This is a genomic window from Streptomyces sp. NPDC017246, from assembly GCF_044331325.1.
GTDB lineage: Bacteria > Actinomycetota > Actinomycetes > Streptomycetales > Streptomycetaceae > Streptomyces.
Genome location: NZ_JBIRMW010000010.1, coordinates 219,496 through 243,485 on the forward strand (window position 1 = coordinate 219,496; position 23,990 = coordinate 243,485).

Sequence of the window (23,990 nt, forward strand, 5' to 3'; positions counted from 1 at the left end):
TGTGCCCCACCTCAACGTCCCCGCGGACGTCGACGCCTGGTTCGCCGAGTACGGCTGGTACCCCGGCCGGAACGTCGCCGACCAGGTGCCCGCCATCGTTGCGGAGATCACCGAGGAGAGCCGGAACGACGGGTTCCCGATGGAGCCGTTCGCCGCCGCCACGGACTTCATCGCCGAGCACGCGGGGCTCCGCCTGACCCTCGACGCACGGCGCGAGGAGTACCTGCACTTCACGCCGGTCATCGTCTGGGACGGTACGTCCGAGGAGATCGCGGAGCTGAGCCGCCACCTGGGCGTGCGGCTCTTCCCGGTGGGCTGGGACTCCTCGGAGGGCGAGGTGATGGTCGTGGACGAGCAGGGCCGGTTCTTCTTCATGCACCACACCGGCAACTACTACATGGGCGCCGACAAGCACGAGGCCATGATCTCCCTCTTCCACAGCCCCATGAAGGACGCGGAGGATTTCTATGTCTGACCTGATTCCCGGTACGGCGGCCTCGCTGCTCATCCACGGGGCCATCACCAGCCACACCAACCTCACAGGAGACGGCGAGCCGCAGCTCCACCCCGCCGTCCAGGAGTTCTTCGACGGACTCCCGCCCGCCCTGCGCGAGCCCTTCATCGGCTACTGCGCCGAGTCCGCCCTCGTCTCCGACGAGCTCTTCGGCCTCGACCGGCAGCGGGGCGACGGACGGACGGTCACGCTGGACGAGGCGGCACCGCACTTCGCGGGCGCCGCGCTCGTCGCCCGCAAGATCCGCCCGCACGGCGACCCCGAGCACGGCACGGAGGCCGACGTCTGCCGTTCGTGCTCGGCGCTCCTCGACCGGCTGGCCATCGCGATCCTCCACGACCAGACATGACGGGCGTGCTGACGGAGGCGGGGTGGCGGCCCGGCCGTGACGCGGGGGACGACGCCATGCTGGCCGCCCTCGTCACGGTGACGGTCGGCGCGGAGCTGTTCGCGGCCGCCGAACGGGCCCTGCGCGAGTTCCACGGCCTGCGCGTCCACCCCGCCGCCGACGGCGGCCGGGAGGTCGCCGCGATCGGCAGCGTCGTCGACCCCCGCGAGGCCCGCCTCGACGTCCCCTCCCTGAACCGGCTCGCCGGCTCCCTCGGCGTACGGCTCTTCCCCTTCGGCCGTACGGACACCGACGCGCCGCTCGCGGTCGACGCGCACGGCCGGCTCCTCATGCTCGGCCCCGGCGGTCCCTGGCTCCTCGGAGAGACGGTCCACGAGGGTCTCTCGGCGCTCGCCACCGGGACCGCGCCGGTGCGGCTCCGGGCTCCCCGGTGGCGCTTCCCGCTCCCTGCTCGTCCCGCCGACCTCGGCGCGGCCGTACGGGCCGTGCTCGTCGCCGTGTTCGTCCTGCACAGCTCGGGTGTGTTCGGCGCCCGCCGTGTGCACCTGCGGGCGACGACCCTGCGGGGGATCGGAGTCGTCGCGGTGGACGAGGAATTCCCGCTGGGACGGGGGTCGTTGGAGAGCAACGCGGAACCGCTGACGGAGGCCATGACCGCCCGGCTCGACGCCGCGGGCGTGCGCGCGGGCGGCTGCGAGCTGGTGCTCACGGTTCCCGTCCCCTCCGGTACGGAAGGGCCGTCGGCCACGGTGGAGTGCGCCGTGACGGTGGGCGGTTCGGCCGAGGGCCCCGCCCTGACCCTGTCGGCCGGCCTGTCCGCGTCCTTCGACCCCACGGCGAAGACCCTGGACACCTGCGCCCGGGCCCTCGCCGACTGGGCGACGTCGCAGGCCGCACCGGCGCGCTGACAGTGCCGGTCAGTGGACGGAGAAGCCGCCGTCCACGAAGAGGGACTGGCCCGTCACGTACGCGGAGGAGGCGCTCGCCAGGAAGACCGCCGCGCCCGCGAAGTCCTCGGCGAGACCGTTGCGACCGACCATCGTGCGGGCCGCGAGCGCGGCCACCTTCTCCGGGTCGGAGGACAGGCGCTGGTTGAGCGGGGTCATCACGAAGCCCGGGACCAGGGTGTTGGCCGTGACGCCGTACGGGGACCACGCCTCCGCCTGCGAACGGGCCAGCGACTCCAGGGCGCCCTTGGACACCCCGTACGCGCCGCTCTGCACGAACGCGCGGTGCGCCTGCTGCGAGGTGATGTGGATGATGCGGCCGAAGCCGCGCTCCGCCATCCCGGGACCGAAGCGCCGACCGAGGAGGAACGGGGCCTCCAGGTTCACGGTCATCGTGGTGTCCCAGACCTCGTCGCTCAGGTCGCCCAGCGGGGGGCGGAGATTGATGCCGGCCGAGTTCACCAGGATGTCCGGCTCACCGAAGACCGCCGCGGCCGCCTCCGCCCCGGCCTTGATGCCCTCGCGGGTGCTCAGGTCGGCGCTCACCCGGGCCGCCCGGCAGCCCTCGGCCGTCAGCTCGTCGACGGTCGCGACGAGCTCGGACTCCTTGCGGGCCACGACGACGACACTCGCCCCGGCACGGGCCAGGGCCCCGGCGATGGCGCGGCCGATACCGGAGCTGCCACCGGTGACGAGGGCGGTGCGCCCTTCGAGGGAGAAGAGGCCGGAGAGGTATCCGCCGGGGGTGGTGCTCATGAATGTCGCTCCTCGCGTCGCACGGCACCGGCCGCTCCGCGTGCGGGTGGAGGGGCCGGTACACGCATCCTGGCACACACGTTCTCGGGCCGGACGGGCGAGGAATTCGGTCCGGGCGGAGGGTTCCGGCGCGAGTTCGGGGAAAGGGGGACGCCCCGTCCTGGGGGGACGGGGCGTCCGGTGGTGCGGTGTGGGGTTACGGGCTGACCGGCAGGGCCGGGGTGTGGAGGGTCGGGACGCTCCACTTCTGGGCGAAGGTGTCGTTGCAGTCGTACAGCTGGAAGGTGGTGCCCCAGGTGCGGTTGCCCCAGGGGACGTCGAGGCAGCGGTCGGACTGCGGGTTGTAGATCGAGCCGTCGGCCCGGGGCATCCACTGCTGGCCGCCCTCGTTCACGCACTGCCAGAAGATCACGCCGGTGCCGCCGGCCGTCTGGTTGGCGGAGGCGGCGACGCACTGGCCCTTCATGGTGAGGGTGCCGTTGGCGTTGACGCTGAAGCGCTGGGCTTCGGTGCCGTTGCAGCCGTACAGCTGCGGAGCCATGCCGTTGCCGCTGTTGCCGCCCGGGGTGTCCATGCAGATGTCCGGGCTGGCCGCGAAGCGCACCGGGCTGTCGGCCGTGGTGGCCTGCGGGGTGTAGCCCTGGTAGACGGCGACGTCGGCGACGCGGCCGGCCAGCCAGTTGGAGGGCTGGCTCCGGTACTTGAACCGGCCCATCACGAGCTTGCCGTTCGGGGCGGGGCTGGTGCTCGCCAGGTGGTATCCGCTGGCGCCGAGGCGGCCGTTGACGTACAGGCTCATGGCACCGGTGGCGGCGTTGTACGAGGCTGTCAGCTGAGTCCACTCGCCGGTCCGGAAGACGCCGGCGGCGTTGACGGCGGCGGTGTAGTCGTACGGCCAGCCGTCGTCGTCGCCACGGGCGATGGCGAAGCGCCAGTAGCCGGCGTCGCCCCACAGCATGAACGCGCTGCCGTGGGCGGTGTCCTGGCTGACGATGACGCCGTCGGCCTTGTCGTACTTGGCCCAGGCGCTGACGGTGAAGCTCTGCCGGGTGTCGACGACCTTGTCCGGTGCGGTGATGCTCGACTTCAGTACGTCGTCGAAGACGGCGACCTTCGTCGAGCGGCCGTCGACGGTGCTGTCGGCGTAGCCGATGTTCGCCGCGGTCCCGTTGTGGTCGGCGGGGATGGCCGTGGCGTCACCCTCCAGGCGCCACTGCGCCGTCGGGGCCCGGGTGTCGCCCCGTACGTGCTCGCCGGTGAGGCTCTTCACCATGCCCTGGTCGGGCGTGCCGGCCCACGCGTGCAGGGTCCCGGCGTTGTCCAGGGCCCAGAAGTCGGGGATGCCGTCGTCGGTGACGTCACCGTCGGAGCCGACCCGCGGATAGGCGGTGCCGGTGATGTCCTTGAAGATCCTGCTCGTGGGCTGGGCCGTGACACCGTTGAACACGGCGTACGTGAGGCCCGATTCCTCGGTGCGGACGGCGGTGCTCAGCCGGTACTGGAAGACGTCGCCGCTGGTGCGGTCGCGTACCCACAGGGCGGGGGCGGTGTCGTTCGTGGTGCTGGTGCTCAGGTCCAGCGTGTTGCCGGGGACCATCAGGTCCTTGTTGTCCCAGCCCGTCGTGCCCGACACCAGGGTCGGCGAGGCGAGCGTCTGGTGGGCCTTGGCGGGGTAGTACCAGAGCTTCCCGGCCTCCACGGCCAGCAGGCCGGTGGCGTCGGTGACCTGCCGGCTCGGGGTGCGCGAGGTGCGCGTGGAACCGGTCGGGGTGATCTGGCTGGAGTACTGCCAGGTCTCGACGGAGCTGTTGTACCCGTCGCACGTGGTGTAGGCGGGCTCGCACGCCGGCTTGGCGATGTTGTCCTTGGCGCCGAGTGTGAACCGGCCCGGGTCGGACAGGTCGTTGTCGTAGACGAACAGGTCCTGGCCGCCGAGGGCACCGACCGTGGCGGGCTCGCGGTGGACGAACAGGTCGTCGACGTTGCGTCCCGGGTCGAGGGAGCCGCGGTGTGCGACCCGGTAGTTCTTCCAGGTGCGGCCGGCGGAGACCTCGGGTGCCTGGACGGCGGTCGCGGCGGTGCCGCTCGGCTGCATGCTGCCCGCGGTTCCGTCGGTGGCACGGCCGTGGGTGACGAGGTTTCCGGCGTCGTCCGGGAGGAGGATGTCGGGGCGGGCGTCACCCGTGGTGTCGCCGAAGGCCACCGGGCCGTCCTTCCACGGCACGTAGAAGGCGTACGACATGGTCTGGGAGGCGTTGCCCGCCTCGTCCAGCACCCGCGCGTAGACCACGTTGGTGCCCCAGTGGCTGGGTGTGACGCTGATGCCGCTCGTGTTCAGCGGGCTGCCGCAGTTCTGCTGGGCGCCGGTCAGCTGGGGGTCGAAGCCCCACTGGACGCAGGCGAGGCCGGAGGCGAGCAGTCCGGCGCCGGGGCTCGGGTCGGACGCCGAGATCGGGATGGAGCCGGTGCCGCCGAGGCGCAGATTGGTGATCTGGCCGTTGCCGGCCGGCGGGTACTGGGTGTCGGGGTCGGTGAACTGGCCGAAGGCCATGACCGGAGGGGTGGAGTCGACGGCGAAGTGGCAGGTCGTGCTGGACGGGCCGCGCAGCAGACCGTCGTCGCCGTGGGTCGCCCAGGCGTACGCGTGGCCGTTCTGCAGGGTGCCCTGCGGCAGGGAGTACGAGGCCTCCGAGCCGTTCCCGACGAAGCCCGACCAGTTCTGGTGCGCGGTCGACTGCGTGGTCTCGTCCCAGACGTTCACCCACTCGGTGAGCTGGCCCTGGTTGGGGCTGCTGACCTGGGAGATCAGCGTGGTGGTGGTGCCGGTAAGCCATCCGTAGGAGGACGTGGGAACCGCGGCGCAGCTCTGGGTGTCGCCGGCGACGACACGGCGCGGAGCCGGGTAGGCGTGCGGGTTCGCCGGGGTGTTCGGCGGGAAGTCGTACTCGGTGCTGAGCACCGCGTTGTAGTTGTACCGCTTGAAGCCCATCTTGTTGCCGGTGCCCTCTTGTCCGCGCAGGACGAAGGCGAGCGGCCTGCCGGTGTCGCGGATCGCGTCGCGCATGGCGCCGGTGACGTTGAAGTCGATGGGGATGTCGTTGTAGCAGGCGGAGTTCGTGCCGTTGCCGGGCACGTCCTTGCCGTCCACCCACTCCCGGACCTCGTGGTTGTTCCAGGACACCGAGCCGTCGAACTCGCGGGCCCGGTACAGACCCACCGGGTACTTCGTGGTGCAGGACCAGTCGGAGGAGATGTACTGGTTGACCCGCAGGTTCGCGTAGTTGATGGTCGAGCCGTAGTACCCGTTGATGTCGAACTCGAACAGGGCGCGCTCGATGCCGTACGGGCTCTCCCAGCCCTGGTAGCCCGAGCCGGGGCGGTCCCGGTCGGAGGAGCCGGACCGGTCGAAGTTGCCGGTGTTGGGCCAGGCCTGCATGACCCAGGCGTGGTGCTGCTTGTTCCGGGCGTCGCCCGACCAGGACGGGTCGATGTACACCGGGTAGCTGGTGTCCGGGCCGTCGAGGAGCGCGGTGCTCGGGGCGAGCGTGATCGCGCCGGTCGCCCGCTTCGAGGAGCCGGTCACCTTCGCGGAGGTGGGGATCTCGGCGACGGTGGCCCGGGTGCCCGGTCCTTCGGCGTTGCTCAGGCCGTCGACGTTGCCGTTGGCCTTGGCGGTGGGCTCGGCGGCGTCCAGGTCCGCGTACTTCCCGCCCCGTGTCGCCGGCTTCCGGGCTTCCTTCGCGGACCACATCAGCGGCGCGGGGGCGCGGAACACGGTGTCACGGCCGCTGTTCGCCGTGAGGTTGCCGTCCTTGTCCTCGGCGAGCGTGAGGCCCTTCGTCACGGTGGGGAACGAGAGGTTGCGCACGGCCGGGTTGGCGGCGGCGGCCGGGCTGCGCAGGATCACCACGGTGGTGTAGCCGCCCCACTTGGTGGCGGTGACCTTCAGGTCGGTGTCCGGCGCGACGTTCTCGAAGAGGGCGCCGTTGCCGCTGAGGACCGGCTCGGGCAGCGCGCCGGGGAACGGCGAGGACACCGAAAGCTGCTGTCCGTCCTCGGAGGTCATCGTGGCCAGGGGGCCGGTGCCGCCGCCCGAGATGGCGAGGTCGGCGTCGGCGGCCTTGGGGGCCACGGTGCCGTCCGGCCGCGTCACCAGGGTGTCGTCGAGCGTGGTCCAGCCCTCGGCCCCGCCTTTCTTGCGCTGGGACACGAGGTGCCGCTCCGTGCGGAGCTTCCCCCGGGGTGTCACGACCGTGGTGCTGAACTCGTCCGTCAGCTCGGGAACCAGGACGTCCTTTCCGGACGTCCGGGCCTTCAGCCTCGCCTTCTCGGCCGCGGTGCGGGCCGTCGGCCGCGGGCGTTCGGTGCCGGCCCGCGTCGGGGCGGGGGTGGCCGGAGCAACGGAGGTGCCGGGCTGCGGCGTGGGCGCGGCCTGCGCCGCGTACGGCGCCGCGACCAGCAGCGCGGCCGATGTCGCCAGGACGACGGCGGCCGTCAAGGGCCGTCCGAGCCCGGGTCTTGGTGCAGCAGTGGACATGCTTGTTCGCTCCCCCATGCATGTGTGTGGTCACGGCGCGTGGCGCGCGGAGATCGGGGGCACTGTGGCAGGAGCATGACGAAGGGTCCAAAACACGCCACGCGGAATGTGTCCGCCTTGTGTGCAGTCTTCATCATTTACACACCATGTGATGTAAGACACGTCTGACTTTCAACTTCCATTGCGCGCCAGGGGGGTTGTGCGGCTGTTACGTTCCCGACCGATTGCGCCGTCGATCACTCGGGTCGACGGCTCTCATTGCTTTCAACGGGGGAGTGCGATGCCACGCTTTGGCATGCGCCGTTCCAGGCGACATATACGGATTCAGGCGGTCAGCCCGCTGATCCTCGCCCTCACGGCGACCCTTCTGGCCGTGCCGGTGGCCCAAGCCGCCCCGGCCGGGCCGGACTTCGACAAACTCTGGCAGCCACCGAAGACGCCGCTGCCGACAACCGCCCCCGTGTCCGCGCGGGAGGCGACGAAGCGCGTTCCGGTGAAGCCGCCCCGTGAGGTGCCGCCACGGGCCAAGGCCGGATCTCAACCCGGGGGCAACACGACCTACTTGGCCGGAACGGCCCGGTCCACGACGTCCGCCGCGCGTGCCGGCGACCTCCCCGTGTGGGTGGCCCCGACCGCGAAGGGCCGCAAGGTCCCCCTGCCCGCGGTGACCGTCGTACGCAACGACACGAAGACGGCCCGCGCCGCCGGAGTACAGGGCCTGCTCTTCTCCGTCGCCGCCGTCGGCCAGGGAACCGGCGGCACCGTGCCGGTGAACCTCGGTCTCGACATGGCGGCCCTCCAGCAGGCCACGGGCGGGCAGTTCGCCTCCCGCGGCCGACTGGTGACACTGCCCGCCTGCGCCGCGACGACCCCCGGCACAGCCGCGTGTCAGGTCCGTACGCCGCTGGTCACCCGCTACGACAGAGCCACCGGACGCGTGACGGCCGACATCGCCGTACCGGCCACGGCTCCGGCCCCCGCCCTGGTCAAGCCCGCCACCGGTGCGGCCGCGTCGCCCCTGCGGTCCACCGGCCCCCTCGGCGCACCGATGCTCCTGGCTGCCGAGACCGGCACCTCGGGCGGCGGCGGCGACTACAAGGCGTCCGCGCTGAACCCCTCCTCGGCATGGGCCGCGGGCGGCTCCACCGGTGCCCTGTCCTACAGCTACCCGTTCCTGACGCCCGCGGCCATCGGCGGCGCGGCACCCCAACTGGCGCTTTCCTACGACTCCTCGTCGGTGGACGGCCGTACCTCCGCCACCAACACGCAGGCTTCGTGGATCGGCGACGGCTGGGACCTGAACCCCGGCTTTATCGAGCGCACCTACAAGCCCTGCGACAAGGCGGGCATCACCCGCTCCGGCGACCTCTGCTGGTCCGGCTTCAACGCGACCCTGTCGCTGGGCGGCCACTCCGGACCGCTCGTCCGGGTCGGCACCGGCGCCGCCTCGACGGACGAGGCGACCGGTGTGTGGCGGCTGAAGAACGACGACGGCACGAGGATCGAGTTCGGCTCCGGCGCCGCCAACGGCGTCCGCGACGGTGCCTACGCCAAGGTCACCGACGCCGGCGGAACCGTCTACTACTTCGGCGTCAACCACCTGCCCGGGGGCGACAGGACCGACCCGGCGACGGGCTCCGTCGCCGACGTGCCGGTGTACTCCCCGAAGGCCGGCGACCCGTGCCACGACGCGGCCAAGGGCAACGCGTCCTGGTGCCAGATGTGGCAGCGCCTCCAGCTCGACCACGTCGTCGACACCCACGGCAACCTGACGACGTACACCTGGGCGCCCGAGACCAACACCTACGCACGCGGCGGCGGCCAGAACCCCGGCAACGGGACACCCACCGCCTACACCCGCGCCGCCACGCTGGCCTCGGTCGCGTACGGCCAGCGGCTGCCGGAGCAGATCGCGGCCCGCGGAGGCCTCCAGCCCGCCGCCCGCATCACCCTCACGACCGAGGAGCGCTGCCTCGACACGGCCGTCTGCGACCCCTCGCAGCGAACCGTCGCCAACAAGAACAACTGGCCCGACGTCCCGGTCGACCAGGAGTGCAAGAGCACCGGCACCTGCACCACCGTCGCGCCGACCTTCTTCACCACCCGGCGGCTGGCCTCCGTCCTGACGCAGGTGCGGGTGAACAACGCCTGGCAGGACGTCGACTTCTACGCCCTGAAGCACTCGTTCCCCGACCCGAAGGACGCCACCAGCCAGAAGGTCCTCTGGCTGGACCAGGTCCTGCGCACCGGCCGGACGAGCACCCCGCACCTCCCGCTGCCCCCGGTGACGTTCGTCCCCGTGATGCTCCCGAACCGGGTCGACGGCACCGACCTCGTCCCCGCTCCGCCGCTCATGAACCGGGCACGCATCCAGCAGATCAAGAACGAGACCGGCGGCATCCTCAACGTCGACTACGGCCTGCCGGAGTGCTCGCGGCTGCGGCACGAGATGCCGGCCGCGGAGGACGACAACACCAAGGCCTGCTACCCGGTCCGCTGGACGCCGGACGGCTCGGTCGTCGGCTCCGACCCCGTCCTCGACTGGTTCAACCGCTACACCGTCCACTCGCTCACCGAGAACGACACGACGACCGACGCCCCCCAGAAGATCACCACCTACGCCTACGGCGCGGCCGGCTGGCACCGGGACGACAGCGAGTTCACCGACCCCAAGTCCCGCACCTGGGGCGACTTCCGTGGATTCGCCACCGTGACCGCGATCACCGGCAGCGGCGGCGACGGCCCCAAGTCGCAGCTCCGCACCACGTACCTGCAGGGCATGAACGGTGACGTCCGCAAGGACGACAGCAGCCGTACCGTCCGGATCACCGACGCCCTGGGCCGCTCGGTCACCGACCACGAATGGCTCAGCGGCCGGACACTCCAGACCGAGACCTACGACCAGGCCGGCGGAAACGTCACCGCACGCACGGTCAACGCCTCCTCGGGCGAGAAGGAGACCGCCACGCACGCGCGTGGTTCCGGCCTGCCGGACCTCGTCGCCCGCTACTCCGCCACCACGACCACCGCCACGGCCCAGGGCAGGAAGGCCGACGGCAGCTGGCGGTCGACCGTCACCACGGCGACGACCGACCCCGCCCACAACAACCGCGCCGACACCACCCTGGAGCAGGCCGAGGGCCTGCCCGACCTGTGCACACGACTGACCTACGCCACGGGCCCCGACGCCCAGGTCACCAGCCTGGTCGCGGAGAAGCTCGTCGTCTCCGGTACCGCCGCCTGCACCGCCGGCGCGACGTCCGCCAACACCGTCGCCCGGACCCGCACCTCCTACGACGGCCTGCCCTTCGAACAGGCCGCGGCCACCGCCGACCCGACGAAGCAGGAGGTCCTCGACCGCTACGCGACGGACGGAACACCCGTCTTCGAATCCACCGCCCTCACCGGCTACGACGTCTACGGCCGGTCCGTCTCGGTCACGGACCCCCACAGCAAGGACGCGAAGCACCAGGACGGCGCGGTCACGACGACCACGTACACCCCGGCCGCCACCGGCGAACTGCCGTCCACGCTGATGGTCGCCGCACCCGTCCCCGGTCAGGATCCGACGACCACCTGGCCGACCGTCACCACCTTCGACGTCCGCCGCAACCTCCCCCTGACGGTCAAGGACCAGAATCTCAAGACGAGCACCCGGACCTACGACGCGCTCGGACGCCTCGCCGCCGTCTGGCTGCCCGGCCGCACACCGGCCGCCAACCCGAACGCCAACCTCACGTTCGCGTACTCGGTGTCCAGCACGAGCGGCGTCCCGTCGACGACCACCACCAGCACGCTGACGAGGGACAGCGAGACGCCCGTCTACACCAGGAGCGTCGGCATCCTCGACGGCTTCGCCCGCACCCGGCAGACGCAGACGTCACCGGCCAACCCCGCCTACACCGGCCGACTCGTCTCCGACACGCTGCTCGACTCGCAGGGCCGGGCGCGGACGGTCAACGCGCCCTGGTACAACGACGTATCGGGCCCGACCGGAACCCTCCTGGTCGCCGCGGAGAGCACCATCCCGTCGCAGACCCGGACCACCTACGACGGGCAGGGACGCGCGCTGGTCACCGCCGCCTGGTCGCTGGGAGTGGAACAGTCCCGGACCACGACCGACGTCAAGGGCGTCGACCGGACCGACGTGGTGCCCCCCAAGGGCGCCTCGCCCACGACGACGCTCATCGACGGCCGCGGCCGGACCGCGGAGCTGTGGCAGTACACGACCCCCACCGTGACCGGCAACGCGGCCGACGCCACCGTCACCCGGACCACCTACGAGGCGGACGGCAGTCCGCGCACCCGTAAGGACGCGGCGGGCAACACCTGGACGTACGGCTACGACCAGCGGGGCCGCCAGATCACCGCGACCGACCCGGACACGGGCACGTCCACCCAGACCTGGGACGGCGCCGGACGGCTCGGCAGCACCACCGACGCCAAGGGCCGGACCCTCACGTACACCTACGACCTGATCGGCCGGAAGACCGGCGTGTACGAAGGCGCCTCGCCCACCTCCGACAAGCAGCTCACGGCGTGGACGTTCGACACCGCGACGGCCGGCAAGGGCAGGCCCGCCTCGTCGACGCGCTACGTCGGAGGCACGGCGGGGCAGGCGTACACCACGGCGATCAAGGGGTACGACGACGCCTACCACGTCACGGGATCGACGATCACCCTCCCCGGCACGGACGCCGGGCTGGCCTCGGGCACGTTCTCGTACACGACCAGCACGGTCTACGACAAGGTCACCGGCAGTCCCAAGGAGACGATCCTCCCGGCGCTCGGCGGCGTCCCGCTCGACGACATCCTGTACTCGTACAACGACTACGGTCTGATGTACAAGTACGCGGGTGCCACGACGTACGACACGCAGACGCAGTACGACGCCTTCGGACGCCCGATCCGCTCGACCGTCAACCCCTGGGCCACCCAGGTCGTCGCCACCATGGACTACGACCAGTCGACCGGCCGGATGCGGCAGCAGTTCATCGACAAGCAGACGTCCCTGACGGGCGCCGTCCAGCAGACCGGCTACACCTACAACGACGCCGGCCAGGTCACCTCGATCACCGGCATCGCCGACAACACCCCCTCCCAGACCGACCGGCAGTGCTTCACCTACGACACCTCCGGCCGGCTCGCGACGGCCTGGACCGACACCGGGGCCCTGGCCGCACCGCAGCAGGGACAGACCCAGGACCAGGGCGGCTGCGCCAACGCCACCCCGTCCGCCGCGACCATCGGCGGACCGGCCCCCTACTGGCAGGACTACAGCTACGACCTGACCGGCAACCGCACCAAGCTGGTCGGCCACGACCCGGCCGGTGACACCGCCAAGGACGTCACCACCACGCAGACGTTCGGCACGGCCGGCGTCGTCAACACCCCGACCGGCGCTCCCGCCACGGGCGGTGGCACCGGTGGCCCGCACGCCCTGCTCACCTCGACCGCCAGGACGTCGACGAGCACCGACAACGACACCTTCCAGTACGACGCGAGCGGCAACACCACGTCGTTCCGCGCCGGCAGGGCGGGCACCAGCGCACTGACCTGGAACAGCGAGGGCAAGGTCGCCTCCCTCACGACGGCCACCCCGATCAAGGGCATCGGGGGCAAGTGCGTCGACATGCAGAGCAGCGGCACCTCCAACGGAACGCCGGCACAGATCTACACCTGCAACAACAGCGGGGCACAGAAGTTCGCCACCAGCGGCAGCCGGCTCTCGAACGCCAACAAGTGCCTGCAGGCCATGGGCACCGCGGCGGGCTCGCCCGTCCAGCTCCAGACCTGTGACGGCTCCGCCGCCCAGACCTGGACCGCACGCCCCGACACCTCCCTCCACAACCCCGCCTCGGGCCGCTGCCTCGCCGTCCCCGGCGACGTCACCACCGACGGCACCGACCTCGTCATCGGCGACTGCGCCACCCAGGTGCCCGCCGGACAGAAGTGGACCGTTCCCGACACCACCACCACGTTCGTCTACGACGCGGACGGCAACCAACTGGTGCGCCGCAACCCCGGAAGAACCACGCTCACCCTCGGCACCGACGAGCTGACCGTCGACACCACGGCGACCACCACGCCCAAGCCGCAGACCGGCGTCCGCACCTACCCGATCCCGGGCGGAATGGCCATCGTCCGCACCGGCGCGGGCACGGCCGCCGGAGCGTTCGTCGCCCAGGTCGCCGACCACCACGGGACCGACGGTCTCGCCGTCGACCTGTCGACGCTCGCCGTCACCCGGCGCGTCAGCGACCCCTTCGGCAACCCGCGCGGCGCCCAGCCCACCGGCTGGGCCGGCGGCAAGGGCTTCGTGGGCGGCAGCAAGGACACCACGACCGGCCTCACCAACCTCGGTGTCCGCCAGTACCAGCCCACCACCGGCCGCTTCATCAGCGCCGACCCCCTGCTGGACGGCGCCGACCCGCAGAGCTGGAACGGCTACGCCTACTCGGACAACAACCCCGTCACCAACTCCGACCCGGACGGCAGACAGTGCCTGCACGGTTCACCGGGTGGCGGCAAGGACGGAGTCTGCGCGGGAGTACCGCCCAAGCCGTACTACGAAGGCGGAGGCGGCGACCACGACGGCGTCATCGGCGACGGCTCCAACAACTGCGTCTGGGACTACTGCGCCGGACACGCCCAGGCCATGGAGGAGGAGGCCGACAAAAAGGGCACGTGGAACCGCGACCCGCACAACAAGGGCGAAGGACCGAACCACATGTCCCAGGCCAAGAAGGACTGGAACCGGTCCCGCAAGATCGAGCGCCAGGCCAGGGAGAAGGCCGCCGCACATCTGCTGGGAGCACAACGCTGGGAGACCGCCGAGGCGTACATGTACGCCGAGATCATGCGGAACCTGAAGTCCGGCGCCTTCACGTCGATGTACAACGGCCTGCACGAGGACGGGGCCAATCCGGTGGCCGGCGGCGCCGGATGGCTCATCGCCACGGGCATCTGGGTGGACAAGGTCCGCGACGGCGCCGACTGGGACCACAAGCCCAAGCTCAAGGAGATGATGCATCTGCGCACCAAGCCCGACTTCTACTTCGCCGTGCCCGGCACCGGCGAAGAGGCCTTCTACGACATCTGGTCGAACGTGCACTACAGCTTCGTGGGCATGGCGGCGGGATTCGAAGAGGGCTACCTGGAGGGCGGAGCCTCCTCGGCGTTCCCCGGTGCCAGCATCTTCAACGGCGGGACCGACGCCGGTGACCTCATCAGCGTCCGCCAGGGCATCGAGATGTTCAAGAAGTACGGCACCGGCATGACCCAGGAGCAGTTCCACCAGGGCATGGTCGACACCGTCGCCGCCATGCGCGGAACGGATCAGGTCCGCTCCGCGTACGGACCGTAGACACCGGTCGGGCCAGGACGGCGGGGTGCGCTCACAGCGAGCGCACCCCGCTTTTCCCTACGGCGCCGGCGCCGGCGCGTAACCCGCCGGCCGGGTCGTGAACGTGCCCCGGCCCTGCGTACGGCCGCGCAGGCGGGACGCGTAGCCGAAGAGTTCGGCCAGCGGCACCGTCGCCTCCACCACCGCCGTACCGGAGCGGGTCGTCTGGTCCGTGACCCGGCCGCGGCGGGCCGCGAGGTCGCCCAGGACCGTGCCCACGGAATCGGCCGGGACGGTGACCGTCACGTCGGCCACCGGTTCCAGGAGCGTCATCACGCTCGTGCGGAGCGCCTCGCGCAGCGCGAACCTGCCCGCCGTGCGGAACGCCATCTCCGAGGAGTCCTTCGGATGCGTGGCGCCGTCCGTGAGCGTGACCCGGACACCCGTCACCGGGTGACCGCCGAGCGGACCCTCGACGAGGGCGTCACGGCAGCCGGCCTCGACCGCGCGCACGTACTCCTGCGGGACCCGGCCGCCCGTGACCGTCGAGGCGAACGCGAACTCCGCCTCCTCGGTGTCCGCGAGCGGTTCGACGTCGATGACGACATGGGCGAACTGGCCCGCACCGCCGTCCTGTTTGACATGACGGTGCAGCAGACCGGTGACGCCCTTCGCCACCGTCTCCCGGTACGCGACCTGCGGACGGCCGACCGTGACCTCCAGGCCCCGGTCGCGCCGCAGCTTCTCCACCGCGACCTCCAGGTGCAGTTCGCCCAGACCCGACAGCACGGTCTGGCCCGTCTCCGGGTCGGAGCGCACGACGAGCGACGGATCCTCCTCGGAGAGCCGAGCGAGAGCCGTGGCCAGCCGGCCGGTGTCCGTGCTCCGGCGCGCCTCCACGGCGACCGAGACCACGGGGTCGGCGGTCGTCGGCGGTTCGAGGACGATCGGCGCGCCCGGGGCACACAGGGTCGCCCCGGCGCGGGCGCCCTTCGGGCCCACGACGGCGACGATGTCCCCGGCGCGCGCCACGTCCACCTCGGTCGCCCGGTCGGCCTGCACCCGCAGGATGCGGGCGATCCGCTCGGTGCGGCCGGTGACGGTGTCGAGCACGGTGTCCCCCTTCCCGATCGTGCCCGCGTAGACGCGGACGTAGGTCATGCGGCCGGTGGCGGTCGCGCTCACCTTGAAGGCCAGCGCGGTGAACGGCGCCTCCGGGTCCGCCGGGACCTCCCCGCGGACCGGAGGCATGTCCGAGGGCGCCGGGAGGTACGCGACGACCGCGTCGAGGAGCGGCTCGACACCCCGGTTGCGATACGCCGAGCCGCACAGCACGACCACGGCCTCGCCCGTGAGGGTGAGGTCGCGGAGCGCGCCCGTCAGCGTCCCCTCGGAGAGTTCCCCTCGGTCGCAGAACTCCTCGAGCGCGCCCGGGTGCAGCTCCGCCACCGTCTCCTCCAGGCGTCGCCTGCGGCGCCGTGCCTCGTCGAGGAGCGCGTCCGGGACCGGCCGGTCGGTGTACGTTTCGGCGCCGTCGGCCCATACGTACGCCCGCATCCCGACCAGATCCACGACCCCCGTGAAGTCGTCCTCGCGCCCGATGGGGAGCTGGACGGGGAGCGGGACGGTGCCGAGGCGGGTACGGATCGACTCCACGGCGGTGTCGAGCTCCGCGCCCGCGCGGTCCAGCTTGTTGACGAACGCGATGCGCGGGACGCCGTGCCGGTCGGCCTGCCGCCACACCGTCTCGCTCTGCGGCTCGACGCCCGCGACGGCGTCGAAGACGGCGACGGCGCCGTCGAGGACGCGCAGGGAGCGTTCGACCTCGTCGGAGAAGTCGACGTGCCCCGGGGTGTCGATCAGATTGATCCGGTGCCCGGACCAGTCGCAGCTGACGGCCGCGGCGAAGATCGTGATGCCCCGGTCCCGCTCCTGCGGGTCGAAGTCGGTGACGGTGGTGCCGTCGTGGACCTCGCCCCGCTTGTGGGTGGCGCCGGTGAGGTACAGGAACCGCTCGGTGACGGTGGTCTTGCCGGCGTCGACGTGGGCGAGGATGCCGAGGTTGCGGACGCGGTCGGTGAGGTGAGTACGCACGGTGTCGTGCCTTTCGCTGCTGCGTGGAGACGGGGCAGCGCGATTCCCGGACGACGGGCCGTCAGGCCAGGGGCGTCGTCGAGGGTCGGCGATGGCGGGCGCGCAGCCGCCACCGGCCGGAGGGAGAGGCGAGGATCACGTCGTACCGGGCACGGGAGGAGGACACGGCGACGGCGGCACGGCTGCGCACGGTCTTCTCCCCTCGGTCGAACGTCTCACGGGGCGCACCGGTCGGTGCGCCGCGAGACGTGAGTGTAGGGAGTCGGGCGGACCGCGCGACAGCGGTTTTCGCCGGCGGGGCTCATGGGCGGGCCGGAGTTCGGCGCGACAAAGTACAGGCCAGAAAGGAGGGTTGGCCGTATCTCGCCTGCCCCATGCCTCCCTCCGGGCGCTTAATGGTCCTCCCGCGACGCGCGGGTGCGAGTGACGAGGACACGGGGGAAACGCATGGACACCACGGGAAGCAACGGGGCTCCACCGCCCGGCGCGACGCCCTCCGGGCCCGTCCCGGCCGGGCCGACACCACCCGGCTCGACACCACCCGGGTCGCCGCCCTCCGGGCCGCCGCCCCCGAGGCCGATGCCGTCGGCACCGCCGCCCGTCCCGCCTCAGTCGACGCCCTCGACGGCCTCGACGCCTCCGACGGCCCCGCCGTCCTCGACGCCTCCGAGCCCGTGGATCCCAGCCCCGGCGCCCCGCAGGGACGGCACCCTGGTCCTCAAGGTCAGCCGCCGGATCCTGTGGGTGGGCGCGGCGGCCGTCCCGCTGCACAACATCACCCTGGTCGAGGCCTTCCGGCTCAGGCCCGACCGGGGCGCGGCCCTCCTCCGCTTCCTGAAGTGGCTCGTCCTCGTCGTCCTGGTCGCCGTCGGGGTCAACGTCGCGAGCGACGGCGAGGCGAGTGGCGGCCCGCTGCTCCTCATCGTCCTGGTCGTGCTGGGCGTCCTCCTCTGCAAGGAACTGTTCCAGCGGGCGACGCCGGTGCTGGCCGTCGAGACGGCCGGCGGCTCGGTGCTGACCGTCACCCTGCCGAGCGTGGACGAACTGCGGGAGATCGCCGGGCGGATCGTGCACGCCATCGACAACCCGCAGGCCGAGTTCACCGCGGTCGTCCAGCAGTTCAACAACAGCAACACGAACAACTACGGCCCCGTGGTCAACATGAACGGCGGCCGCAACAACCGGGGGATCAACCTGTGAGCGACACGACGAACAACTACGGTCCCGTGGTCAACATGAACGGCGGACACCAGAACATCGGCATCAACAACGGCACCGTCGGTGCCGCCACCCCGGACGACGAGCTCCGCACCGCCGTCGCCGAACTCACCCGTCTCCTCCTGGAGCTGCGCCCCCACCTCACCCCGGACCAGGACCGCACACTCGAACAGGCCCTGCCCGAGCTCACCCCCGACCGCGAGACCCTGCGCGGCCGCGGCCTCGTCCTGGCGAACGTCGCGCAGATCGCGGCGGCCGTCGGCGCGGTGGGCCAGCCCGTCGCGGAAGCGGTGGGCCGGCTCCTCCAACTGCTGGGCTGAGGGAGCCTAGGCGGCGGCGGGGTCGGCGGGCTGGAGGAGGTCCCAGCGGTTGCCGTACAGGTCCTCGAAGACGGCGACCGAGCCGTAGGGCTCGTGGCGCGGCTCCTCCAGGAACTTCACGCCGGCCTCCGTCATCCGGGCGTGGTCGCGGGCGAAGTCCTCGGTGTGGAGGAAGAAGCCGACCCGGCCCCCCGTCTGGTTGCCGACGGAGGCCTGCTCGGAGTCGTTCTTGGCGCGGGCGAGGAGCAGGCCCACGTTCCCGAGGCCGCCGACCCCGGCCGCACCGGGCGGCCGGACGACGACCCAGCGGTTGCCGCCGCCCCGGTCGGTGTCCTCGACCAGGTCGAAGCCGAGGGCGTCGGAGTAGAAGGCGATGGCCTCGTCGTAGTCACGGACGACCAGGGTCACAAGTGCGATGGACGGCATTACCCCAACGTAATACGCGCAAGCGGCAGGAATCTACCCGCGTCGACCCGTGTCGTCCCGGCCACGACCCTCGCCTCTTGCAGGGTGCGAACGAGGGTCCGGAAGGGGGCGGGGCGAGGGTCGGGACGGGGGGGCGGGGCGAGGGTCGGGACGGGGGCCGGGCGAGGGCCGGGGCGGGCGCGGCGCCGCGGACGTCCGTGGGCTGCCGCGCCTCTGCGGGCCGGTGCGAGAATGCCCCGCATGGACGTGCAGCGGTTCGACCGCCTCGCCGCTCGGGCGGAGGCCCTCGTCGCGCGCCCCGGTGACGGCCGTCGGCCGCGCCGCATCCTCGGTCTCGCCGGGCCGCCCGGTGCCGGGAAGTCCACGCTCGCCGCGCGACTCGTCGCCCGCCTCGACGGGCTCGCCGTCCTCGTCCCCATGGACGGCTTCCATCTCGCCCAGGCCGAACTGGAACGCCTCGGCCGGGCCGGCAGGAAGGGCGCGCCCGACACCTTCGACGCCGCCGGGTACACCGCGCTCCTCGCCCGGCTGCGCGCCCCCGCCCCCGGCACCACGGTCTACGCGCCCGCCTTCGACCGCTCCCTGGAGGAGCCGATCGCCGGGGCCGTACCCGTCGGGCCCGAGGTCCCGCTGGTCGTCACCGAGGGCAACTATCTGCTGCACGACGAGGGGGCCTGGGCCGGGGTCCTGCCCCTGCTCGACGAGGCCTGGTACCTCGACCTGGACGACCGGCGCCGCGTCCCCCGGCTCGTCGAACGCCATGTCCGCTTCGGCAAGGACCGGGCCCACGCCGAACGCTGGGTCCACGCGTCGGACGAGGCCAACGCCCGCCTGGTGGCCCACGGCCGGGACCGCGCCCACCTGGTCGTCACGATGACCTGATGCGGAGCCGTCAGCTCCGGCGGTGTCGGTGTCGGTGTCGGTGTCGGCTTCGGCACGCGTGGCCAGACCGCGGTCCTAGACCGCGCGCCCGGCCGCGTGCCGCGACGCCGCCGTCGCGAGTGCCCGGATCAGCGGGTGCGGACGGGTGCCGTCGCCCGCCAGTTCCGGCTGGAAGAGGGTCGCCAGGAAGAAGGGGTGCGAGGGGAGTTCGGCGATGCGGATGCCGCCCTCCTCGTCCGCGCCCGTGAACCGCATGCCGTGCGCCCGCAGGGTGTCCAGGTGGCGGCTGTCGGGGCCGTAGGTGCAGTGGTAGCGCTCGGTCGTGCGCTCCGCGCCCAGGGCTCGCTCGGCGAGTGAGCCCCGGGTGACCCGTACGACTCCCTCGTGGCCCACCAGCGAGCAGGCCAGCGGGGCGATGAGCAGGTCGCCCTCGTCCGCCGACGGGTCGTTCTCGGCGTGCGCGGCCCCGGTCAGGCCGCAGACGTCCCGCGCGAACTCCAGGAGGGCGTGCTGGAAGCCGCCGCACGTGCCGAGGAACGGGATGCCGTCCTCGCGGGCCGTACGGATCGCGGCCAGCGCCCCCTTCTCGCTGGCGTACGGGCTCCCCGGCAGCACCCACAGCGCGTCGAAACCCCTCACCGCGCCGGGTGCCTCCGCGTCCCCGGTCGGGATCCAGTACGCGTCGAGGGCGAGGCCGTCGCGCTCGGCGAGGGCGTCGAGGAGCACGGGGATCCGGACGTGGGAGCGGACGTGCGGGGAGCGGTCGCCGACCAGGGCGATACGGGGGGTGCGGGGGAGAGGGGGCGTGGTGTCCATGGGGACCATCCTCGGCAGCGCCCCCGGTTCACGTCCAACGATGATCTCTGCACCTTCCATCACGAATGCTTATGACGGGCTGGATAGGGTGGACGGATGACGAACGATCAGGACCTGAACGGCTGGGAACACCGCGTCGCCGCACTCTGGGAGCGGCTCGACAGCCACGAGCCGGCCGACTTCCGGGCCCTCGTCGCCGCGCTCGCCGCCGAACGCCCCGCCGACGACGCCGCGGCCCTCTTCGAACAGGGCGCCGCCCACGACTCCACCGGTCTGCCCGAGGAGGCCGTCGAGCTCTACCGGCGGGCCCTCGACCGCGGCCTCACGGGGCTGCGCCGCCGCCGGGCCGTCATCCAGCTCGCCAGCAGCCTGCGCAACCTCGGCCGGCCCGACCGCAGCGTCGAACTCCTCACCGCCGAGCGGGACATCCCCGCCGACCGGCTCGACGCCGACGAGACCGCGCTCGCCGGAGCCGTCGACGCCTTCCTCGCCCTGGCCCTCGCCGACACCGGCCGCGACCGCGAGGCCGCCTCGCTCGCCCTCGGAGCCCTCGCCCCGCTGCTGCCCCGCTACAACCGCTCCCTCGCCCACTACGCCCGGGCCCTCCTCACCGCCCCCGACGGGTCCTGAGCGGCCCGGCGCGCTCCATGGACCCGCACCTCCTCCGTACCTACGTCACCGTCGCCCGGCTGGCGTCCTTCTCCGAGGCCGCGCGCGAGCTGGGCTACACCCAGTCCGCCGTCTCCCAGCACATCGCCGCCCTGGAGACCGACCTCGCGCTGCCGCTGCTCACCCGCAGGCCCGTCGCCCCCACCCCGGCCGGGGAGCGACTCCTCGAACACGCCGTGGCCCTGCTGCTCCGCCTCGACGCGGCCCGCGCCGATCTCGACCGGTTCGCGGCGGCGCCCCGCGCGACGCTGACCGTCGCCGCCTCCCCGCTCGCCCTGCACGCCCGTACCCTCGCCGCGCTGCCCGTCAGCGGTGTCACCCTGCGCGCCCTGCCCCGCGAGCGGGTGCCCGTCGTCGTCGCCACGGGCGAGGCCGACGCGGGGCTCGTCGACGGCGTCGCCGCCCCCAGCGACCCCCTGCGCCTGCCCGATGTCGCCCCGCTCGCCGCGACCGGGGTCGCGGAGGAGCCGCTGGCCGTCGTTCTGCCCGCGGCCCATCCGCTCGCCGGTCGCTCCGGGCTCCGCCTCGACGACCTCGTCGACGCCCGCTGGCTGGACGCACCCGCCGCGGGCATCCCGCTCGACCAGCTGCGGGCCGTCCACGGCGGGCCCGCCGGGCGGGGCTTCCGTACGGCCCTGCGCTACGAGGGCGGCGACACCCGCACCCTCGCCGCCCTGGCCGCCGCGGGTCACGGCCTCGTGCTGCTGCCGCTGCCGGTGGCGGCGGACGTCCCGGGGGCCACCGCCGTCCCCCTGGTCGTTCCCCGGCTCGTCCACCGCACCGAACTCCTGCTGCCGGCCGGCGCGGACGCCGAACGCACCGGTCCGGTGGCCGAGTTCACCGGACGGCTCAAGAGCCGACACCCGCAGTCGCTACCCTGAGCGCAACGGCGACGGAAGGCGGGCTGGCGTGGGGTGGCTGCGACGGGGACCCAGGCGGGACGGCGACGACGCACCGAGGGACCCGGAGTTCGCGTACTTCTCCCAGCGCGAGGCCGCGCTCTTCCGCGGCCGGGTCCGGGAGACCTTCGCCGAACTCGGCCTCGAGGTGACCGTCTACGCCGACCATGTCATCGACGACAAGGGGCGCCGCTTCGGCCTCGGAAATCTGGCCGCCGTCTGCCACCAGGACCGGCGCGGCCCGCGCGTCTGGCCGGGGATGATCCATCGGCACATCGGCCTGGTCGTGCGCGCGATGGACGGGCCGTCCGCGCTCGACACCCTGCCGCCCGAGCAGATCCGCTCCCAGCTCTATCCCAGGGTGGTCAGCGGCGACGGCATCGACGCCGCCGCCTTCGGCTACGCCAGGACCGTCGGCCCCGGGCTGTACGAGATCCTCGCGCTCGACCTGCCGGAGAGCGTCATGATGCTCACCGACGAGGCGCTCGAACGGCTCGGTGACCACGCCCAGCTGCGCGACCGGGCCCTGCGCAATCTGCGCGGGCTGCCCGTCGAGGAGCACGAGACCGTCCGGGACGCCGACGGCATGTGCTTCGAGATCATCCTGGGCGACTCCTTCTACACCGCGAGCCGGGTCCTGGACCTGGACGGTGTGGCCCGGCGGGTCACCGGTCTGCCGCTGGGTGAGCACGGCGCCCTCGTCGCGATGCCGTTCCGGCACCAGCTCGCCTTCCACCCCATCCGCGACACCTCGATCATCCCCGCCCTCGGCGCGATGGCCTCGTTCGCCGCCTCCGGGTACGAGGACACCCCGGGCGCCATCAGCCCGTACGTCTTCTGGTGGCGCGGCGGCACCCTCACCCAGCTCAGCGAGCACGACGAGGAGCGCGGGGACCTGCGGATCGTCGTCGGCGACGACTTCCAGGAGCTCCTGGAACGGCTCATCGCCCAGGGCCCGGACCGCCGCTGACCGGTCGCGGCGGGGGGCTCCTCCCGGCAGGATGCTGTACGTCGAGGATGCAGCGGAGCCGCGAAGGAGACCCCATGTCGAGCACCCCCGCCCCCGAAGCGGCCGAGGAGCGGGGCGAGACCCCCGTCCCGTTCACCGCGGACGACTACCGGGCCCGGATGGCCCGCGCCACCGAGTCCGCCGCGGCGGCGGGTCTCGCGGGCGTGATCGTCGCCCCGGGCCCCGATCTCGTCTATCTCACGGGCTACCGGCCCACCGCGATCACCGAGCGGCTCACCTTCCTCGTCCTCGCCGTCGGACAGGAACCGGTCCTGGTCGTCCCGACCCTGGAGGCGCCCGACGCCGAGCGGGCCACCGGGGCCGCCGCGCTCACGCTGCGGGACTGGACCGACGGCAAGGACCCGTACGCCGTCACCGCGCCCCTGCTCGACGCCGACGGCCGGTTCGGCGTCAGCGACAATGCCTGGGCCATGCACCTCCTCGGGCTCCAGAAGGCGCTGCCGGAGACCTCGTACGTCTCCCTCACCGAGGCCCTGCCGATGCTCCGGGGTGTCAAGGACGCCCACGAGCTGGCCCGGATCGCGGCCGCCGGGGCCGCCGCTGACCGGGCGTACGGCGAGATCCTGAAGGTCCGTTTCGCCGGCCGCAAGGAGACCGACGTCGCCGCCGACCTCGCCGCGCTGCTGATGCGCTTCGGGCACTCGCAGGTCGACTTCACCGTCGTCGGCTCGGGCCCCAACGGCGCCAACCCGCACCACGAGGCCGGCGACCGGGTCATCGGGCACGGCGACATGGTCGTCCTCGACTTCGGGGGCCTCAAGCACGGCTACGGCTCCGACACCACCCGTACCGTCCACGTCGGCGAACCCACCGACGAGGAGCGGCGCGTCCACGACCTCGTACGGGAGGCCCAGCAGGCCGGTTTCGAGGCGGTACGGCCCGGGGTCGCCTGCCAGGACGTCGACCGGGCGGCCCGCAAGGTCATCACGGACGCCGGATACGGCGAGTACTTCATCCACCGCACCGGCCACGGCATCGGCGTCACCACCCACGAACCGCCGTACATGATCGAGGGCGAGGAGCTCCCGATCGTCCCGGGCATGTGCTTCTCCATCGAGCCCGGTGTCTATCTGCCGGGCCGTTTCGGCGTGCGGATCGAGGACATCGTCACGGCGACGGAGGACGGTGCGGGGCGCCGGTTCAACAACACCCCGCACGAGATGGCCCTCGTCGAATAGGCGGGCGGCG

At 72.4% G+C, this 23,990-nt stretch carries 17 protein-coding genes; 11 read left to right on the forward strand and 6 right to left on the reverse strand.

What is annotated here, in order from left to right; genetic code table 11:
- Window position 1 precedes the first annotated feature (1 nt).
- The 3 genes from ACH4MY_RS23850 to ACH4MY_RS23860 are packed head-to-tail and all read left to right on the forward strand — an operon-like array spanning window position 2 to window position 1,771.
- Window positions 2-475: an SUKH-3 domain-containing protein gene (locus tag ACH4MY_RS23850; RefSeq protein WP_398005745.1), complete on the forward strand. Its 474-nt coding sequence runs from the start codon at window positions 2-4 to the stop codon at window positions 473-475.
- A complete protein-coding gene (locus ACH4MY_RS23855) occupies window positions 468-863 on the forward strand; it encodes a YwqJ-related putative deaminase (protein WP_398005746.1) in 396 nt (131 codons plus the stop codon). The genes ACH4MY_RS23850 and ACH4MY_RS23855 overlap by 8 nt, the downstream gene beginning before the upstream one ends.
- On the forward strand, window positions 860-1,771 hold the full coding sequence (locus ACH4MY_RS23860) for an SUKH-3 domain-containing protein (protein WP_398005747.1): 912 nt from the start codon (window positions 860-862) through the stop codon (window positions 1,769-1,771). The genes ACH4MY_RS23855 and ACH4MY_RS23860 overlap by 4 nt, the downstream gene beginning before the upstream one ends.
- Before the next feature lie 9 nt (window positions 1,772-1,780).
- Here the strand turns inward: ACH4MY_RS23860 and ACH4MY_RS23865 are convergent, their stop codons facing one another.
- Window positions 1,781-2,566, reverse strand: a complete 786-nt coding sequence (locus ACH4MY_RS23865; RefSeq protein WP_398005748.1) for an SDR family NAD(P)-dependent oxidoreductase — start codon at window positions 2,564-2,566, stop codon at window positions 1,781-1,783.
- Between the two features lie 196 nt (window positions 2,567-2,762).
- Window positions 2,763-7,103, reverse strand: a complete 4,341-nt coding sequence (locus tag ACH4MY_RS23870) for a ricin-type beta-trefoil lectin domain protein (protein WP_398005749.1) — start codon at window positions 7,101-7,103, stop codon at window positions 2,763-2,765.
- A gap of 295 nt (window positions 7,104-7,398) precedes the next feature.
- Between ACH4MY_RS23870 and ACH4MY_RS23875 the strand changes: the two genes are divergently transcribed.
- Complete coding sequence (locus ACH4MY_RS23875) at window positions 7,399-14,469, forward strand: ricin-type beta-trefoil lectin domain protein (protein ID WP_398005750.1); 7,071 nt, start codon at window positions 7,399-7,401, stop codon at window positions 14,467-14,469.
- A 57-nt stretch (window positions 14,470-14,526) separates the two neighbouring features.
- Here the strand turns inward: ACH4MY_RS23875 and fusA are convergent, their stop codons facing one another.
- Both fusA and ACH4MY_RS23885 read right to left on the reverse strand, forming a co-directional pair.
- The gene (gene fusA, locus ACH4MY_RS23880; protein WP_398005751.1) at window positions 14,527-16,542 is read right to left on the reverse strand and encodes an elongation factor G; all 2,016 of its coding nucleotides are present in this window, start codon (window positions 16,540-16,542) and stop codon (window positions 14,527-14,529) included.
- Between the two features lie 61 nt (window positions 16,543-16,603).
- Window positions 16,604-16,732 carry a hypothetical protein gene (locus ACH4MY_RS23885; protein WP_398005752.1) on the reverse strand — a complete coding sequence of 43 codons (129 nt, stop codon included), beginning with the start codon at window positions 16,730-16,732 and terminating at the stop codon, window positions 16,604-16,606.
- Window positions 16,733-17,286: 554 nt separating this feature from the next.
- Between ACH4MY_RS23885 and ACH4MY_RS23890 the strand changes: the two genes are divergently transcribed.
- Together ACH4MY_RS23890 and ACH4MY_RS23895 are read left to right on the forward strand one after the other, a co-directional pair.
- Entirely contained in the window at window positions 17,287-17,742 is a 456-nt protein-coding gene (locus ACH4MY_RS23890; RefSeq protein WP_398005753.1) for a DUF6232 family protein, read from the forward strand.
- Complete coding sequence (locus ACH4MY_RS23895; RefSeq protein ID WP_398005754.1) at window positions 17,739-18,080, forward strand: hypothetical protein; 342 nt, start codon at window positions 17,739-17,741, stop codon at window positions 18,078-18,080. The genes ACH4MY_RS23890 and ACH4MY_RS23895 overlap by 4 nt, the downstream gene beginning before the upstream one ends.
- 6 nt (window positions 18,081-18,086) lie before the next feature.
- Here the strand turns inward: ACH4MY_RS23895 and ACH4MY_RS23900 are convergent, their stop codons facing one another.
- Window positions 18,087-18,506 carry a VOC family protein gene (locus ACH4MY_RS23900; RefSeq protein ID WP_398005755.1) on the reverse strand — a complete coding sequence of 140 codons (420 nt, stop codon included), beginning with the start codon at window positions 18,504-18,506 and terminating at the stop codon, window positions 18,087-18,089.
- Between the two features lie 231 nt (window positions 18,507-18,737).
- On the opposite strand from ACH4MY_RS23900, the gene ACH4MY_RS23905 reads away from it, so the two are divergent.
- Window positions 18,738-19,388 (forward strand): nucleoside/nucleotide kinase family protein, encoded by a 651-nt coding sequence (locus ACH4MY_RS23905; protein ID WP_398005756.1) that lies wholly within the window; start codon window positions 18,738-18,740, stop codon window positions 19,386-19,388.
- 75 nt (window positions 19,389-19,463) lie between these two features.
- On the opposite strand, the gene ACH4MY_RS23910 is transcribed toward ACH4MY_RS23905, so the two are convergent.
- On the reverse strand, window positions 19,464-20,204 hold the full coding sequence (locus ACH4MY_RS23910; RefSeq protein WP_398005757.1) for a hypothetical protein: 741 nt from the start codon (window positions 20,202-20,204) through the stop codon (window positions 19,464-19,466).
- Between the two features lie 96 nt (window positions 20,205-20,300).
- On the opposite strand from ACH4MY_RS23910, the gene ACH4MY_RS23915 reads away from it, so the two are divergent.
- The 4 genes from ACH4MY_RS23915 to ACH4MY_RS23930 all read left to right on the forward strand — a co-directional run bounded on the left by ACH4MY_RS23915 (window position 20,301) and on the right by ACH4MY_RS23930 (window position 23,980).
- A complete protein-coding gene (locus tag ACH4MY_RS23915; protein ID WP_398005758.1) occupies window positions 20,301-20,834 on the forward strand; it encodes a tetratricopeptide repeat protein in 534 nt (177 codons plus the stop codon).
- A gap of 17 nt (window positions 20,835-20,851) precedes the next feature.
- Window positions 20,852-21,754 (forward strand): LysR family transcriptional regulator, encoded by a 903-nt coding sequence (locus tag ACH4MY_RS23920; RefSeq protein ID WP_398005759.1) that lies wholly within the window; start codon window positions 20,852-20,854, stop codon window positions 21,752-21,754.
- A gap of 28 nt (window positions 21,755-21,782) precedes the next feature.
- Window positions 21,783-22,742: a hypothetical protein gene (locus tag ACH4MY_RS23925; RefSeq protein WP_398005760.1), complete on the forward strand. Its 960-nt coding sequence runs from the start codon at window positions 21,783-21,785 to the stop codon at window positions 22,740-22,742.
- Window positions 22,743-22,816: 74 nt separating this feature from the next.
- A complete protein-coding gene (locus ACH4MY_RS23930) occupies window positions 22,817-23,980 on the forward strand; it encodes an aminopeptidase P family protein (RefSeq protein WP_398005761.1) in 1,164 nt (387 codons plus the stop codon).
- Window positions 23,981-23,990: the final 10 nt, after the last annotated feature.